Here is a 15,027-nt window from a genome sequence, read left to right on the forward strand (position 1 = left end):
GCCATGAAGAATTTCCCTCATTTCTTTGTTAATCGGCCAATATTTGCGGTCGTGATCTCTGTGCTGATCGTCATTCTCGGTGCTTTATCACTGTTTAAACTGCCATTGAGTGAATATCCAGCCATTACACCACCGACTGTACAGGTCATGGCAAGTTATCCTGGTGCCAACCCCAAAATCATTGCCGAGACGGTTTCCTCCCCTCTGGAACAAGCCGTGAACGGTGTTGAGAACATGTTGTATATGAGTTCTCAAACCGCAGCCGATGGCAAGATGGTACTGACCGTCACCTTTAAACAGGGTACAGACCCTGATAAAGCACAGATACAGGTACAAAACAGGGTTTCTCGTGCATTGCCACGCTTACCTGAAGAAGTTCAACGCATTGGTGTGGTCACTGAAAAAACCTCACCCGATATTCTCATGGTCATCAATTTGGTGTCATCCAACAAGAATCATGATCCACTATATTTGTCCAACTATGCACTGTTAAATGTGCGTGATGAGCTTGCACGTTTACCAGGTGTTGGAAATATCGAGATTGGTGGTGCTGGTGAATATTCGATGCGTGTCTGGATTGATCCTGAAAAAGTGGCTGCCCGTGGTTTAACCGCCAATGATGTGGTTGCAGCCATTCGTGAACAAAACATGCAGGTTGCTGCGGGTTCTGTTGGTCAACAACCAAATACAACATCGGCCTATCAAGTTACTGTTAATACGCTGGGACGTTTAACCACTGAAGAGCAATTCAGTGAAATCGTGGTTAAAGCTGGTGACACTGGACAAATCACACGCCTGAAAGATGTTGCACGAATTGAACTGGGTTCTGATGCTTATACCATGCGAGCTTTACTGGATGGTAAGCCAACATCTGCCTTACAAATCTTTATGACACCAGGTGCCAATGCACTCGATGTTTCAAGTGAAGTCCGTGAAACGATGGCAGAATTGAAGAAAAGCTTCCCTGACGGTGTGGATTATAAAATTCCTTATGATCCAAATATTTTCGTAAAAGCTTCTTTGAAATCAGTCATTACCACTCTGTTAGAAGCCATTGCACTGGTTGTGCTTGTTGTCATCCTGTTCCTGCAAACATGGCGTGCATCCATTATTCCTTTAATTGCCGTTCCCGTTTCACTGATTGGTACGTTTGCAATTATGTATTATTTCGGCTTCTCCCTAAATACATTGACCTTATTTGGACTGGTACTGTCGATTGGTATTGTGGTCGATGATGCAATTGTGGTGGTGGAGAACGTAGAACGGCATATTGCATTAGGCGAATCACCAAAAGAAGCTGCCCGTAAGGCAATGTCTGAGGTGACAGGGCCAATTATCGCGATTACTGCGGTTTTATCTGCTGTATTTATTCCATCGGCATTTCTTACAGGATTGCAGGGTGAGTTCTATCGCCAATTTGCCTTGACCATTGCGATTTCAACCATCTTATCTGCAATCAACTCTTTAACACTTTCACCAGCTTTAGCAGGTATCTTGCTTAAACCACATCAAGCTGGAAATAAAAAACGTGATTTAACCGAACGCTTATTTGGTTGGTTCTTTAGAGGATTCAATCGGTTCTTTGATAAGGCATCGGACAAATATGTAGGTGCAGTCCGCAAGGGGGTACGTTTAAGTGCCATCATGCTGATTTTGTATGTAGGTTTTCTTGGCCTAACTTGGTTAGGTTTTAACAAAGTGCCGCAAGGCTTTGTTCCTGCACAGGACAAGTATTATCTAGTTGGTATCGCCCAGTTACCTACAGGCGCATCTTTAGACCGCACAGAAGCTGTAGTTAAACAGATGACGGAAATTGCACTGAATGAACCTGGTGTGGAAAGCGTCATGGCATTCCCAGGCTTTACACCAAGTGGTCCAGTCAATGTACCAAACTCTGCCTTGATGTTTGCCATGCTTGATCCATTTGAGGCTCGTCAGGACCCCTCATTATCAGCAGGAGCAATTGCTGGAAAATTAATGGGTAAATTCAGTCAGATTCCTGACGGATTTGCGGGCATCTTTCCACCACCACCAGTACCTGGCTTAGGTTCTATGGGCGGATTCAAGCTACAAATTGAAGATCGGGCTGGTTTAGGCTTTGAAACACTGGCACGTGTACAGGGCGAGATTATGGCGAAAGCCTCTCAGACGCCTGAACTTGTCGGTATGCTTGCGAGTTTCCAGGCAAATGCTCCACAGATTGAAGTTGATATTGACCGTGTAAAAGCGAAGTCACAAGGTGTACCACTGACCGATATTTTTGAAACACTACAAATCAATCTGGGGTCAATCTATATCAATGACTTTAATCGGTTTGGTCGTACTTATCGTGTAATTGCTCAGGCAGATTCCCCATTCCGTATGCAACCAGAGAACATTAATCTGTTAAAGGTGAGAAATGCAGCGGGAGACATGATTCCGCTTTCGACCTTTGTCACGATTAAGCGTAGTTCTGGCCCTGATCGTGTTATGCACTATAACAGTTTCCCATCAGCCGATATTAGTGGTAACGCTGCATCAGGTTATTCATCTGGTCAGGCAACTGCCGCAATTGAAAAAATTGTGCAGGAAACATTGCCACAAGGTATGACCTATGAATGGACCGATCTGGTCTATCAGGAAAAGAATACAGGCAATACTGCGGTCATGGTTTTTGCTCTAGCAATTATTTTGGCGTTCCTTTTCCTTGCAGCTCAATACAACAGTTGGTCAATGCCTTTTGCAGTATTACTTATTGCACCAATGGCCTTGTTATCTGCGATTGTAGGTGTTTGGGTAACTGGTAGTGATAACAACATCTTTACCCAGATTGGCTTTGTTGTTCTGGTGGGACTTGCTGCAAAAAATGCCATCTTAATTGTGGAGTTTGCCCGAGCCAAAGAGGATGAGGGTTTGAATCCTTTTGATGCGGTACTTGAAGCAGCCCGATTAAGATTACGCCCAATTCTGATGACCTCAATTGCATTTATTGCTGGTGTGATACCACTGGTATTAGCCACAGGTGCTGGTGCAGAAATGCGTCATACAATGGGTATCGCTGTTTTCTCTGGAATGCTAGGCGTGACGATCTTTGGTTTACTGTTTACACCAATTTTCTATGTCGTCATTCGTAATTTTATTCTGCGTAGAGAACAGGCCAAAGCAATCGTACAGGAGGGTTCAAAATGAAAAATTTAACACTTCATTTAAACCGATACACTTTCCTCAAGAAAATGAGTGTACTAACCATTGCCACTATTCTTGCAGGATGTTCAATGGCACCAATATATGAGCGACCTGTCTCTCCTATGTCGGAACACTATCCAACAGGAGAAGCTTATCCAGGGCGGCAAGTGAACAATGGAAAGCAAACAGTCGCAGCCGATATTGGCTGGCGTGACTTTTATACCGATCCTGTCTTGCTCCAACTCATCGATCATGCATTGAAAAACAATCATGATTTTAAGGTGACAGCTTTAAATGTTGAGGCGATAGAAGCACAGTATCGTATTCGTCGTGCTGACCGTTTACCACATGTGAGTGTTACCGCAGAGTCAGCCAGTCAGCGTTTACCGTCTGATCTTGCTTATAACCCCCGCATGTATCAGGTTGGTGTTACTTCGGTCGCATGGGAAATCGATTTATGGGGCCGAGTACGCAGTCTGAGTGATCAGGCTTTACAGAACTATTTGGCTTCTAAAGAGGTCCAGACAGCATCACAGTTAAGTCTGGTATCCGCAGTTGCTAATGCTTATCTGGTCTATAAGGCCGATCAGGAAACGTTAGGTTTAACCAAGGCGACTTTGGCGACACAGCAGAAATCCTATGACTTGACCAGGAAACTTGTTGATGTTGGTAATGCAACCCGATTTGACTTACGTCAAGCTGAAATAGGACTGCGCACAGCACAAATCAATTATGCAAAATTCTTGCGTATTACTGCACAGGATCGTAATGCTCTGGTGTTACTTCTGGGTTCGCCATTAACACAGGAACTTGCGGTCCAATTGGACCAGTCCCCAAAAATTCCTGATCAGGTTGTCATACAGGATATACCAGTTGGTTTACCATCGGATCTACTTCAACGTCGTCCAGACATTCGTGCCGCAGAACATAAGCTTCAGGCTGCGAATGCAAACATTGGAGCAGCCCGTGCAGCATTTTTTCCATCCATTACCCTAACGGGTTCGGCGGGTACGGCAAGTTCCAGTCTGGATAATCTATTTAATGCAGGTACAGGTGCATGGAGTTTTATGCCCAAGATTAACTTGCCCATATTTAGTGCAGGTTTAAATCAGGCAAATCTGGATCGCTCACATATCATGAAGCAGATTGAAGTCATCAACTATGACAAATCTATTCAAACAGCTTTTCGTGAAGTTGCTGATGGGCTGGCTGGCAAATCTACGCTAGATGAACAGATCAAATCGCAGCAGCAAATGATTGCGGCCAGCCAGGATGCTCATAAGTTGGCAACCTTACGTTTTGATGCTGGTGAAGATAATTATCTCGCAGTCCTCGACTCACAACGAACACTGTACGCATCTCAGCAGGCACTTATACAGACCCGCCTGGAACGCCTGAATAATCAGGTCAACCTCTACAAGGCATTAGGTGGAGGCTGGAATGAACATACCGTACAGATTGAACGTAAATCTTTGAAATAGCACATCGATGGAGTTCATCTTTTGATGGAAAGAGATGAATTCCTGAAAAGATGAAACAGAATATGAGGTCATGTAAATGAAATTTATTATCCATGATATAGAAAACTTCCCATTTGTTGAGTTTAAGCAAGATCAGGCAGTTCCAGGCTATTCACCTCAATGGCAGTTGGAAATGCAGGAGTTCCTGGAAATGAGTAGTCCGTTTGTGATTGTTTATGATCAATTATCAATGCAAGAAACACCTGAAGACTTTAAACAACGTGGTCTTTGGCTTAAAAACCATAAAGATGAACTTAATCAGTTGTGTAAGGCAATTATCTGCATTGAACCTGATCAGGAAAAAAGAGTTGCCATCAGAAAGATGACGGAAATGGCTGTAAAGGCATTTGGCATACCTTATGAAATCGTCGATACCAGGGAAGATGCCGAACGGATCGCTGATGAACTTACTCAAGTCTAAGGTGAATGTGATGAACATTATTTATATCAATCAATTGAAGCAAGATTTTGATGGTCAAGAGGAAAAATCAAAGCCTTTTTTCATGACATTCTTACTCATTCTTATGACGTTAGGATTAGCTTCAATTTCGCATGCAAAAGCACCGATCAATACAGCTTTGGAAACCGTGGAGAGCTATCTTAATATCTGGAATGGTACGCAGCCAGATGACCTGACTAAAGTTCTTGACCCGAATGTTGAGTATTTCAATACAAGTAATGAAGAAACCCGTAAAGGTACAGCATCTGTAATTGAGGTACCCAAGTTTTTATTAACAGTCATTCCTGATCGGAAGATGACGCTTACATCCCCGCCACTCATTGTTGGTGATAAGGTTGCTGTCGAATGGCAGCTTCAGGGAACCCTCAATAAAAAAGACCAGTCTGGTAAAAAAGACGCAAAAGTAATCACTTTTAAAGGTGCTTCATTTTTTGAGGTTAAAAATAATAAGATTACATACATCGGTGATTACTACAACAATCATCCATTGCGTAGTCAGTTAGAGCCATAATCAGGAATGCTATAAAATGTCTTCGCACAACCATACACAAGATCACAAGCATAAACACTCTGAACATGATCATTCTGGGCATAAGCATAGTCATGGTAACGGCCATAAACACAACCATGATCACTCAGGACACCATCACGGTCATGGTGGTCATCATCATGATCACGACCACAGCCATATCCCGAGTAATAAAAAAATTCTGACCATAAGTTTTTTACTGATTACCATTTTTATGGCAGTGGAATTTATAGGTGGTTTTATTACCAATAGTTTGGCCTTGATTTCGGATGCTGGCCACATGCTGAGTGACTCTGTTGCACTTGGTATTGCACTTGCAGCAGTCTTTATCGGTCAAAAACAGATTACCAAAAATAAAACATACGGCTATCAACGCTTTGAAATACTGGCTGCTGCATTGAATGGTATTACACTGGTTGGTATCGCACTGTATATCTTTATTGAGGCAATTCTACGGTTTCAGCAACCACAACATATTGAAGTACAAGGGATGTTGATCGTTGCTAGTATTGGATTGCTGATTAATATCATTGTTGCAGTAATGATTTTTAAAGGTAGTGATACCGAACACGACTTGAATATGCGAGGTGCTTACCTGCATGTACTCAGTGATTTGTTAGGTTCTATTGGCGCAATTGCTGCTGCGCTATGTATCTACTTCTTTGGATGGGCCTGGGCAGATACTTTAGCCAGTGTTCTAGTTGCAATACTTGTTCTTCGCAGTGGATATTCAGTTGTAGTAAAGGCTTCGCATGTTTTAATGCAGGGTACACCAGAAAAATTTGACTTGGCAGAAATCAAAGAAACCATTCTTCAAGACCAGCGAATTCAGGGTGTACATGATTTACATATATGGAGTCTGACAAGTAAACGTTATATTTTATCCTGCCATATTGTTGTGAGTGAAGAAATGAGTATGCAGGAAGTGCAGATACTCTTACATGATCTGGAGAATGTCATACAAAATCTAGGTATTGAGCATGTCACTATTCAGGCTGAAACATCACTCAACAATCACGATGATATTCATCATTGCATTATTGAAAATATACCAAAGGATTCAGAACACTGAGTTTAAAAAGGTTAAATATTCCTAATATAGGTGCTTATCTAGTCACAAGTGGTACCCAAGTTTAATGGCACTTAAAAGTGCCATTAAACTATATATAATTCAATTTGATATGTAATAAAATTACCCATAGGAAAGAATTATGGAATAGGCTAAAAGAAGATGGTCACAATTGTAAGATTCGAAAATTATTTTTCCTCCTTTTCCTCCTTTTCCTCCTTTAACTTGATATTCGTAATTCCAATTTTTCTTAGAGCATTCAATAACGTTGATTCACCCTCTGACAAGCCAGCAGATTTTGAATGTCTAAAAACAAATAATTGAGTAACCAAATTGGAGCCTAGGAGAGTTGTCGTATAAGAGCCCTCTGACAAAGGCAGGCTCTCCATGAGCCCAGAAATATACTGCTCAAATTGTTCTACGGTTCTTGACCTAAATATTAGACCAGCATGCCCACGCTCCTTGAGAACACTTTCCCCATCTACAGTTGAAACGTAAGTCGCTGGTTGTATATCGAAAAGATAAACTGGAGGGCAATTTACAAGAGATAATCGGATGACCAATGCTCCACGAAGTGCTGTTTTATTTGAGTTTGCATAACACCAATTTTTATAAGTTTGTTTTTCTCCATCTGTAATATCTTTATTATTTAATGTTTCTGAATTAACGAAAAAAGCCATGAGAGTGGGTTTATCGCTGTAATCAAACTCTTCCTCAAAAGTATAATAGTGGACTGCATTGACAATACTGGGATTTAACGAGCGTGCCTTTAAACATGCATTCCATAGGCCCATGATTCTTCCATGATATGGAGCTTCAAACTCTGTATCTCCATTAGTGGTCGGGTTAATTTGGACATTTAGAACTTCCTTAGAGCTATCAGGTTCTCCTGTACCAACTGTATTGGTTTCTTTAGTATTTTTCTTTCTCTGTGGTTGGGTGATGGTTCTTTCATACTTTGTTTTACTTTTTTCCCCGATAGGGCCTGAACCTAACCATGTAAATTCATGACCTAAAATAACCGATTGTAATAATGGTTTGCGCCCTCCTTGATCTTCAGATACGTTAATCTGACCAGGACCTAGTTGCAACTGAGGAGGATTAGGTGAGTTGACATCTACAGGTTTCTTAATGCGGTGAATTACCTTTGGAACACGTCTGATAAGTGTTTGATCAGGTAGTTCTATTCCAAGGATTGTCAAGGCTAAAAAAGCATTGGTGTCAGGAATACAAAAACCTGAAACCCTAATTTTTCTCGTTTCCTTATGCCACGGCATTACTTTAGGGTATATATGGTTTCTTTGGATAAAATCATCATGTTTTGCAATACTGCTAAATAAGATTCTTACGGCATCTTGGGTATATTCGCTATATTTATAGTAGGCAATAAATACATGATCATCTGATGTGAGACTATCACCTATAAGGATAGTCCATGTATTTTCTTCTTCTGGATGAGGGGTGTAGAGCCTTTCATGTCTTTCGACCTCATCATATGTTGTTAGAATTCTAGGAAGTTCTGTAGAGAGGCCATATCCTCTCACCAGAAACTCAAAACAAGGTACGAGAAGCTCCTTATATTCCTGATCCTTTAAAGAGAAAGAAATACAATTTTCACGTTGGCTTGGGTTAATATAAAACTTATTCCTGTCTGAGAAGAAATGATCTATTTTTCCTGTCTTTTCATCTCGCTTATATGCTTGAACAAAGGTATGTTTAAAATTTGTATGATCAATATCAAATTCCCGTATTTCCAAAGGAAGATAGTCAACTAATCGTTCATGGTGCCAAACTGTTCCAATAGGCCAAGACATCAAATCTGTTATATTTGCATCAATAAAAATAAAATTATCTGTGGGTGTGTAATCTTCCAGAAGTTCCCTAAAAGCCACATGAACTTTAGGTTGAGCATTTCTACGATCAGCTTTTGCTAACGCCCCATACCACCAAACCATTAAGAACTTTTCAGCATTGGATTCAAGGACTTTGAATGCGGGTGATTTTTTATCTGAAGAGTTATCAGTATTTTCTTCATTAGAATGATTGTTCATGATCAACCTCTCTATTGGTAATATTATCGAATAATCAATTCTTCTTATAAGTTCAGTTCGGCTGTAGGGATATATTGCCCATCTACCCAATCGTAAAGCTGGATATCGCAAATACCATTCAAGCGATGTCCCAAGACCATTGCAAAAACTGAGGGTGCTTTAATAAAGAGGTGTAATTTAGATAACTTATTTTCGGATTTAAATGAAACTAAAGCAGATTTTGCCTCTCTCACAGCAAGATTTAGAGTCTCCATATTATCAATGGCATGAGAGCTTTCTAAATTCAATCTAGGCAAGCTCTTTACTTCATTAATCGTAGAGTCAATGTCTTTACCTATAGCTGTAGGAAATCCGATAGCGACTATGGCTTCAGTTTCACCCTGTGGTTCAACAGCTTCGATTTTAGTAAAAAATTGTCCCTCTTTCTGTTTATGGTCATCAGTGCGATAAATGAGGCCATTATGTTCTATTTCGAGTAGGAAATTACGTGTGGCACTAAAAACATAGCCAAGCATACATGCAGTGGACATTCTTTGTTTGCCATCTATAAGGAGGGTTCTACGGTCACCACTGTTATGAATGAAATCCCCAATCGATACTGCTTTTTTGATTAGGCTGTTCCAGTCGCTGGAGGTTTTTTGAGCACGATCAGGACCATTGAAATCACTAATATCTAAGTTTAAGTCTTGATACTGACTGGATGATGCTGAAAGATTAATTTTAATAGGATCTAATAGCCACTGGCTTCTATCTTCTTCAAGAGCATGGCAAATAAAATTTTCAAAGTCTTTGCGATATATTGGACCAAAAGAAGAACGAGAAATCAGGTTTTTAAACTGATCTTTTAGTTGTTTGACCTGACTCCTGAGCAGTTCAATATTTATTGTGTCTTGAATTTCACTTAGAAATATAGACTCACTATTCTCAGAATTAAAAGTTATGAAACCAACATAATCAAGAGCAAATTCAGCTAAAGAGAAATCAATTTTTTTACCAACACACCAATCAAGGTATTCCGAGCGCCCATTCACTGAAACTGAAGAGTCGTCATCATAAGAAGATCCAACCCCTCTTAATCGGTCTATTTTTGAAATTAATGGTGAGATAGCGGTGTTATAACTTGGGCATACTAAATTAAACCAAATAAAGTTTTTTGGGTGGGTATCAAAAAGACTTTTAAAACGCCTTATTTCATCCCAAAATTCCGTAGCCGTTAAGGAGTGATTTTTTGCTTCATACATTACATGTAATGACTTTTCCGAAGAAAAATAACAAACTTCTATATCACTTAATGCTTCACTCACTATATGGCTAAATGCACTTTGTGAAAGCCATAGCGGTAAGCTCCTTAATACAAATGCATCCTGATATTCAAATCCTACTCGTGCAATCGCACCACCAGTTGATTGTTTTTCTAACAGACTCGCACTCATTATTATCTCTCTAAATCTAGGGTGGATCGGTAACAGGAACCATCTGGTAGGTAGGTGTGAGCACTGCCATCAAGATGATTGTTTTTTAAATGAAAAATCAGTAAGACTACAAAATTTGCACCCACTTTTGGATCGGACACCAATTCCCTCATGGTGTGATGGTCTTTACTGCTGGGTTGTACACTGAAGAGAGGATGGCTATGCCATTCACCTAAATAGTTAAATTTTTGATAATTATTGTTTGTTGATTTATGAAAAAGACGGATTGCTTTAATAGCATCCGTAATTCCACGTACAAAGGATGCTATCGTTCCACTCTTTTGAATAGTTAATGAGTTAACTCTAAAATGGTTTGTACCAATATGCTCACCCATTAAAACACCGCCACATTCGTGGGTTCCAGACTTCAATAGGGCTTTTACCAGTAAAACTTGTATGTCAGTAGGAATGGATATTTTCAGCATCAGTATTAACCTTTCATCGGTTCAGGCTCTTCAATAGAATTGCCATTTTCCCTTTCAAATATTTCTTTATCCGTAGGAGATTCTGCTACTAAAGCACCCGAACAGTCGATAGGACGAGTATCAAAAGGACATTGAAACATCCAATATCTACGGAACCCTATTAAATATGCTGAATATGGATAAGAGGATTGCTCATCAATTGTACATAAAGTATCTAATGTGAACTGCGTCATAGATGCTGCAAGAGCTGTTACATCTGCATCTGATGCTATATATGTTTGGTTTTGTGTTTGAAAGCCGTAATTATTAACTTTGCCCTCTGGAATTGGTTCCAACGTTTGTAAGACACCATAAATATGATTGCGAAGTTCTAAGGGGGAGGCATCTAACGTTGGACGACTACGGGCCATCATTGCTCCACCACCGCCACCAAAAATTTCACCCCATACCATGGGAATGTGTTTTCTTTTAGCAATTGCAGCTAATGTTAAGAACGTATGGGTATTTGCTGTCGCATCAACAATCAGATTACATGTGGCAATGGCATTAGCGATATTGGAATTTAAATGAGGATTTTCCTGTCCACCAATTTGCATTTCATACGTTTCAACTTGTATGTCTAATGCTGTTCGTTTTAATGCTCTTTCAACAGCATAGGTTTTAGCAAAGCCAACATCTAACCAGTTGAGTTCATTACGGACAAGATTGTGGGGGAGCAGAATATCATCATCAATAAGTAGAAAGTTTTTACAACCCGACCGTGCCAGTGAAATTGCAATTTTACTTCCTAACGATCCAAGACCTACTATTGCTACCCTTATATCATTGAGATGGCTAAATTGTGCTGGCAATCTTTGGCTCTGATCATCATGTAGATTAATAGCAGGATAACTTACGAAAAGTGGTGCTGTATTATTAACCAAGAATAGTTCCAAGTTACCCTTTATGTCATATAACAATATAGGCTGTATGGAACTTGTGAATTCCTCCTGAGCAGGCCATAAATTGCCTAAAAAGGATTCTAATGAAACTCGGTCATTTACGGATTCCTTTAATTGAGGAACAGAATCAATTCGTATTGCCCATCCAGACAATTCAAATCTTTCATTAGAAAATGATGGTACGATGTCAGGTAGAGGTTTGTTCTGAATATTTGTTGGAACAATAACGGTTTTGTCTCGAAAGCTTGAGATGGCAATCTTAAAGTCCATTTTCTCGGAATCACTACCCAAGAGTATGTGACGTAACATAGGTGTTTCAATGAACCTTTCTGAAACACTTCTTAATTTTTGACCTATTGTTTCAGAATGCCTAGATGGTACAGGTTCTACATTCATCTCCAATACAGTCATTGCATCTGTTAATAAAAGAAGCTGGGCACTTCTAACTAGATCCACTCCACTGATATTGGTATTCCAATTATCTGGGCCATATTCTAGACACAGCACTCCTGAACCACCATACTGGTGCAAGATACTCCATCTTTCACCAGATTTTTGTGGGCGTATATATGCTGGTAGCTCTGGGAAAAGCTCTGGATATACTAAAACACCATTAAAATCTATAGTTCCTATCTTTAGAGAGAAGTTCAAATGCAGTTCATTTGTGTCTGTTGAGTTCCATTCCTGAATCTTAAAACTATTTTTCTCTTTCTCAAGATCAGTCAATAACTGCCGTTCTTGAGCTAGGCGTTCTAATGGTGTTTTTAGCAGTTCCATTACGCAAAGCCTCCTGGTTTATTTGGATAAACAGGGGTTGATGGAAATGTTAATCCCGCACCTAGAGCAGAACGGATTAAAGAGCTGGCCATATCAGCAGAGTTTGCACTTTTGTGTGAAGCCGAACGTGGAAAACGATTACCCAGAACCTGCCGCCATAGGGCTAATGCTTTATCATCATCTGTTTCATTTAAGGCGTTTCGTGCAATAGCAGCTTGTTCTTCTACCTTTTCAAAAAAAGTTTTGAACTCATCTGCTGTAACCGCAGAAAAAACATTATTGCCTGCAACACCAGGATCTTCTAAATGTGGAATTATGCCTAGTGACGCATAAATCCCATAAGAATCCCTGATCGTTTCTAAAAGATAAACAAACAACTTTTCATAGTTGGATTCGTAGTAATTCATATGCTTGGCAACCAGGCATTCTAAAATGAATCCTTTTGGTCTTTTTAAATCAGACAAGTTCTCACGACGCCACCATTTAAATAGCTTCACAAGAGGCTTAAATCGACCATTTGCATTTTTATTCACCTCAACAGTCCACTCGGTATGAGCTGGAGGGTTGGTAACTAGCCATTCTTCAAGATGAATGTCTGGAATCAGATAGCCGCCATATCCATCTGAAATGATAGGGACAACATCCATATCAACTTTTTTCAACTTAACATTTACTGAACGACGGTTAACGGTAAGATCGGTATATCCAATATCCTTTAATGCCGTATGTACTGCATCAAGGACAATTTGAGGGTCATCATTAATTGTGTGATTTGTAAGGGCAATAATATCTACATCTGGCCTTTGTGTGATTCCGCCTATGGTAGTCGGACGTACTGCCGTATTTCTTTTATAAGAACCTGATAAGAATGTATGCACATGTACTTTGCTGAATTCATTATGCACTTTTAAAGCATCACGAAGCGTATTATGTGCGCTTGAACAATCATTAACCGTTGTTGTAGAGGGTTCAATATCGGAAAGTAGGTCAAGAAACTGCTGTTGAGTTGTCATAATTCTCTCTGAGCCCATGTACTAAAATGGGGCATAAAATTAAGTGCGATCAGAAAAATTAAGTAACCTACTACTGTGAACTTTGTTGCATAGCAGTAGGTTATTTAACCTTGTTTACGATATTGAGTTTGAGTTATCAGGATCATCCGATTTTTTATTACGGATAGTATCCTTTTCTTCTTTCAATGGCCGAGTTCTGGGAAATTTAAAATATCCAGTTGGATGGACAATAATTTTTCCAGATTTATGGCGATAAGATTTACAAAACACGAAGTCTTGATTTTCGGTAGGCATTGTTAGCCCTCCTATTTTGGCGGCTCGTTTTTCAGGGCGCATACCAAAATAAGCGGGTAAATCTTGAGATTTACGGGCCTAAATGTTAGAATGGGGTTCTGACAGCCAGATCTAACATGAGGTATGCGTAGGGCTTAGAGCCATATGCCTTTCCTGTGTGAAAATCTATCAAGCCGACTCTACCCAATAGAGTCGGCTTTTTAATTTATGAAACCATCTCAATAGTCTCCATTGAATCTAGGTCAAAATAATATAGTTTTTTAAAGTCATCTTCATATAAGTCAAATAATTGAGATAACTCACTAATGACAGATGTTGATGTTTTTTTTGCATCTATTGCGTAGTCAAAGAGCATGGAAGCTACTCTATATGTCGGTTCTCGATCCAATTCATTTGGTTCAACTTTACGATAACCACGCATAGCCATCTGCCGCCATAAATTGGCACTTTGACTTGAAGTTATAGTTCCTAACTCTGACGCCCTATAGATTAAGGCCGCCATTGAGGTTTTCCATTCCTTTTTAAGTCTTAGATAATGAGCTAAATTGGTTGAACCTAATTGATCAATAATTTTTTCTTCTGGCATTAAGAATTCGGCAGCAAAGTCATTTGCTTCTTTTTCCATGAATTCAGATGGCTCTTCATGGAGGACCAAATGCCCAAGTTCATGTGCTAATGTGAAGCGTATTCTGTCATTTGGCTGGTTTGCATTTAGAAATACGCATGGAGACACGCCATGCATTTTTAAGGATACGCCATCAACATTGTTATCTTTAAAGTCGCATAAAAAGACTAAAACCCCTGCATCTTCCACAGTGGCAGTTAGGTTTTCAAGAGGTTCATTTCCTAGCACCCACAATGATCTAAGCTTTTTAGCCGCTTCTTGAGGGGTGTTTACATCTATGCCAATTTTAAAAGTTGGTAAGGAGTTTTTTCTTTTTGGTACATTTGTGAGCAATTCTAATGTTTGTACATGGCCCATTTTTAACATCATTTCAGCATTCATACGGCTCAATGCTTTAGCTGTGGTAGAGCTTTTTTTTCTGTATGCATGCAAACTAATCGGCAGTGCATTTAGCTTTTCAATATGTTCAAAAAATCGTATAGGGAAATGTAGGGCATTAGATAGATTTTGGATAACTTCATCGGAAGGTTTTAAGTCCCCACTTTCAATTTTAGATAATGAAGCCTGAGTAATAGACTGTCCCATTCCAGCAATTAGTTCAGTTTGACTAAGGCCACGAAAGTTTCGTGCAATACTAAGCATATCAGGATTGAAATGAGTCATATTCACCTCCAAGATCATTGACT

12 protein-coding genes are annotated in these 15,027 nt (G+C 39.7%); 5 read left to right on the forward strand and 7 right to left on the reverse strand.

Features of this window, described 5'->3' with window-relative positions; translation table 11 throughout:
* Positions 1-3: 3 nt before the first annotated feature.
* The 5 genes from NO346_RS02745 to NO346_RS02765 all read left to right on the forward strand — a co-directional run bounded on the left by NO346_RS02745 (position 4) and on the right by NO346_RS02765 (position 6,746).
* A complete protein-coding gene (locus tag NO346_RS02745; protein WP_213686731.1) occupies positions 4-3,168 on the forward strand; it encodes an efflux RND transporter permease subunit in 3,165 nt (1,054 codons plus the stop codon).
* Positions 3,165-4,646 carry an efflux transporter outer membrane subunit gene (locus NO346_RS02750; RefSeq protein ID WP_005060895.1) on the forward strand — a complete coding sequence of 494 codons (1,482 nt, stop codon included), beginning with the start codon at positions 3,165-3,167 and terminating at the stop codon, positions 4,644-4,646. The genes NO346_RS02745 and NO346_RS02750 overlap by 4 nt, the downstream gene beginning before the upstream one ends.
* 76 nt (positions 4,647-4,722) lie before the next feature.
* A complete protein-coding gene (locus tag NO346_RS02755) occupies positions 4,723-5,106 on the forward strand; it encodes a hypothetical protein (RefSeq protein WP_005060897.1) in 384 nt (127 codons plus the stop codon).
* A gap of 10 nt (positions 5,107-5,116) precedes the next feature.
* On the forward strand, positions 5,117-5,656 hold the full coding sequence (locus NO346_RS02760) for a nuclear transport factor 2 family protein (RefSeq protein WP_007479719.1): 540 nt from the start codon (positions 5,117-5,119) through the stop codon (positions 5,654-5,656).
* Between the two features lie 16 nt (positions 5,657-5,672).
* A complete protein-coding gene (locus NO346_RS02765; protein ID WP_000094607.1) occupies positions 5,673-6,746 on the forward strand; it encodes a cation diffusion facilitator family transporter in 1,074 nt (357 codons plus the stop codon).
* A 185-nt stretch (positions 6,747-6,931) separates the two neighbouring features.
* Here NO346_RS02765 and NO346_RS02770 read toward each other — a convergent pair whose 3' ends face one another.
* The 7 genes from NO346_RS02770 to NO346_RS02800 form a co-directional block, all read right to left on the reverse strand.
* Positions 6,932-8,794: a hypothetical protein gene (locus NO346_RS02770; RefSeq protein WP_004777775.1), complete on the reverse strand. Its 1,863-nt coding sequence runs from the start codon at positions 8,792-8,794 to the stop codon at positions 6,932-6,934.
* Positions 8,795-8,838: 44 nt separating this feature from the next.
* The gene (locus tag NO346_RS02775; RefSeq protein ID WP_001276481.1) at positions 8,839-10,227 is read right to left on the reverse strand and encodes a dsDNA nuclease domain-containing protein; all 1,389 of its coding nucleotides are present in this window, start codon (positions 10,225-10,227) and stop codon (positions 8,839-8,841) included.
* Positions 10,228-10,229: 2 nt separating this feature from the next.
* Positions 10,230-10,691, reverse strand: a complete 462-nt coding sequence (locus NO346_RS02780; RefSeq protein ID WP_000913090.1) for a Mov34/MPN/PAD-1 family protein — start codon at positions 10,689-10,691, stop codon at positions 10,230-10,232.
* Between the two features lie 5 nt (positions 10,692-10,696).
* Positions 10,697-12,409 (reverse strand): ThiF family adenylyltransferase, encoded by a 1,713-nt coding sequence (locus tag NO346_RS02785; protein ID WP_000421732.1) that lies wholly within the window; start codon positions 12,407-12,409, stop codon positions 10,697-10,699.
* Positions 12,409-13,422, reverse strand: coding sequence for a nucleotidyltransferase (locus tag NO346_RS02790; protein WP_000211630.1), 1,014 nt, complete (start codon positions 13,420-13,422; stop codon positions 12,409-12,411). Before NO346_RS02790 ends, NO346_RS02785 begins: the two co-directional genes overlap by 1 nt.
* A gap of 114 nt (positions 13,423-13,536) precedes the next feature.
* Positions 13,537-13,716, reverse strand: a complete 180-nt coding sequence (locus tag NO346_RS02795) for a hypothetical protein (protein ID WP_001141891.1) — start codon at positions 13,714-13,716, stop codon at positions 13,537-13,539.
* 205 nt (positions 13,717-13,921) lie between these two features.
* Positions 13,922-15,004 (reverse strand): ImmA/IrrE family metallo-endopeptidase, encoded by a 1,083-nt coding sequence (locus NO346_RS02800; RefSeq protein ID WP_000148671.1) that lies wholly within the window; start codon positions 15,002-15,004, stop codon positions 13,922-13,924.
* Positions 15,005-15,027: the final 23 nt, after the last annotated feature.

It is taken from the genome of Acinetobacter sp. 5862 (assembly GCF_024494585.1).
In the GTDB taxonomy this organism is placed as follows: Bacteria; Pseudomonadota; Gammaproteobacteria; order Pseudomonadales; family Moraxellaceae; genus Acinetobacter.

What these genes read in the sequence shown, in the direction of transcription:
- NO346_RS02745 (WP_213686731.1), top strand. Translation starts at nt 4, where the DNA reads ATGAAGAATTTCCCTCATTTCTTTGTTAATCGGCCAATATTTGCGGTC.
- NO346_RS02775 (WP_001276481.1), bottom strand. Translation starts at nt 10,227, where the DNA reads ATGAGTGCGAGTCTGTTAGAAAAACAATCAACTGGTGGTGCGATTGCA.
- NO346_RS02790 (WP_000211630.1), bottom strand. Translation starts at nt 13,422, where the DNA reads ATGACAACTCAACAGCAGTTTCTTGACCTACTTTCCGATATTGAACCC.
- NO346_RS02800 (WP_000148671.1), bottom strand. Translation starts at nt 15,004, where the DNA reads ATGACTCATTTCAATCCTGATATGCTTAGTATTGCACGAAACTTTCGT.
- NO346_RS02765 (WP_000094607.1), top strand. Translation starts at nt 5,673, where the DNA reads ATGTCTTCGCACAACCATACACAAGATCACAAGCATAAACACTCTGAA.
- NO346_RS02755 (WP_005060897.1), top strand. Translation starts at nt 4,723, where the DNA reads ATGAAATTTATTATCCATGATATAGAAAACTTCCCATTTGTTGAGTTT.
- NO346_RS02795 (WP_001141891.1), bottom strand. Translation starts at nt 13,716, where the DNA reads ATGCCTACCGAAAATCAAGACTTCGTGTTTTGTAAATCTTATCGCCAT.
- NO346_RS02785 (WP_000421732.1), bottom strand. Translation starts at nt 12,409, where the DNA reads ATGGAACTGCTAAAAACACCATTAGAACGCCTAGCTCAAGAACGGCAG.
- NO346_RS02770 (WP_004777775.1), bottom strand. Translation starts at nt 8,794, where the DNA reads ATGAACAATCATTCTAATGAAGAAAATACTGATAACTCTTCAGATAAA.
- NO346_RS02780 (WP_000913090.1), bottom strand. Translation starts at nt 10,691, where the DNA reads ATGCTGAAAATATCCATTCCTACTGACATACAAGTTTTACTGGTAAAA.
- NO346_RS02760 (WP_007479719.1), top strand. Translation starts at nt 5,117, where the DNA reads ATGAACATTATTTATATCAATCAATTGAAGCAAGATTTTGATGGTCAA.
- NO346_RS02750 (WP_005060895.1), top strand. Translation starts at nt 3,165, where the DNA reads ATGAAAAATTTAACACTTCATTTAAACCGATACACTTTCCTCAAGAAA.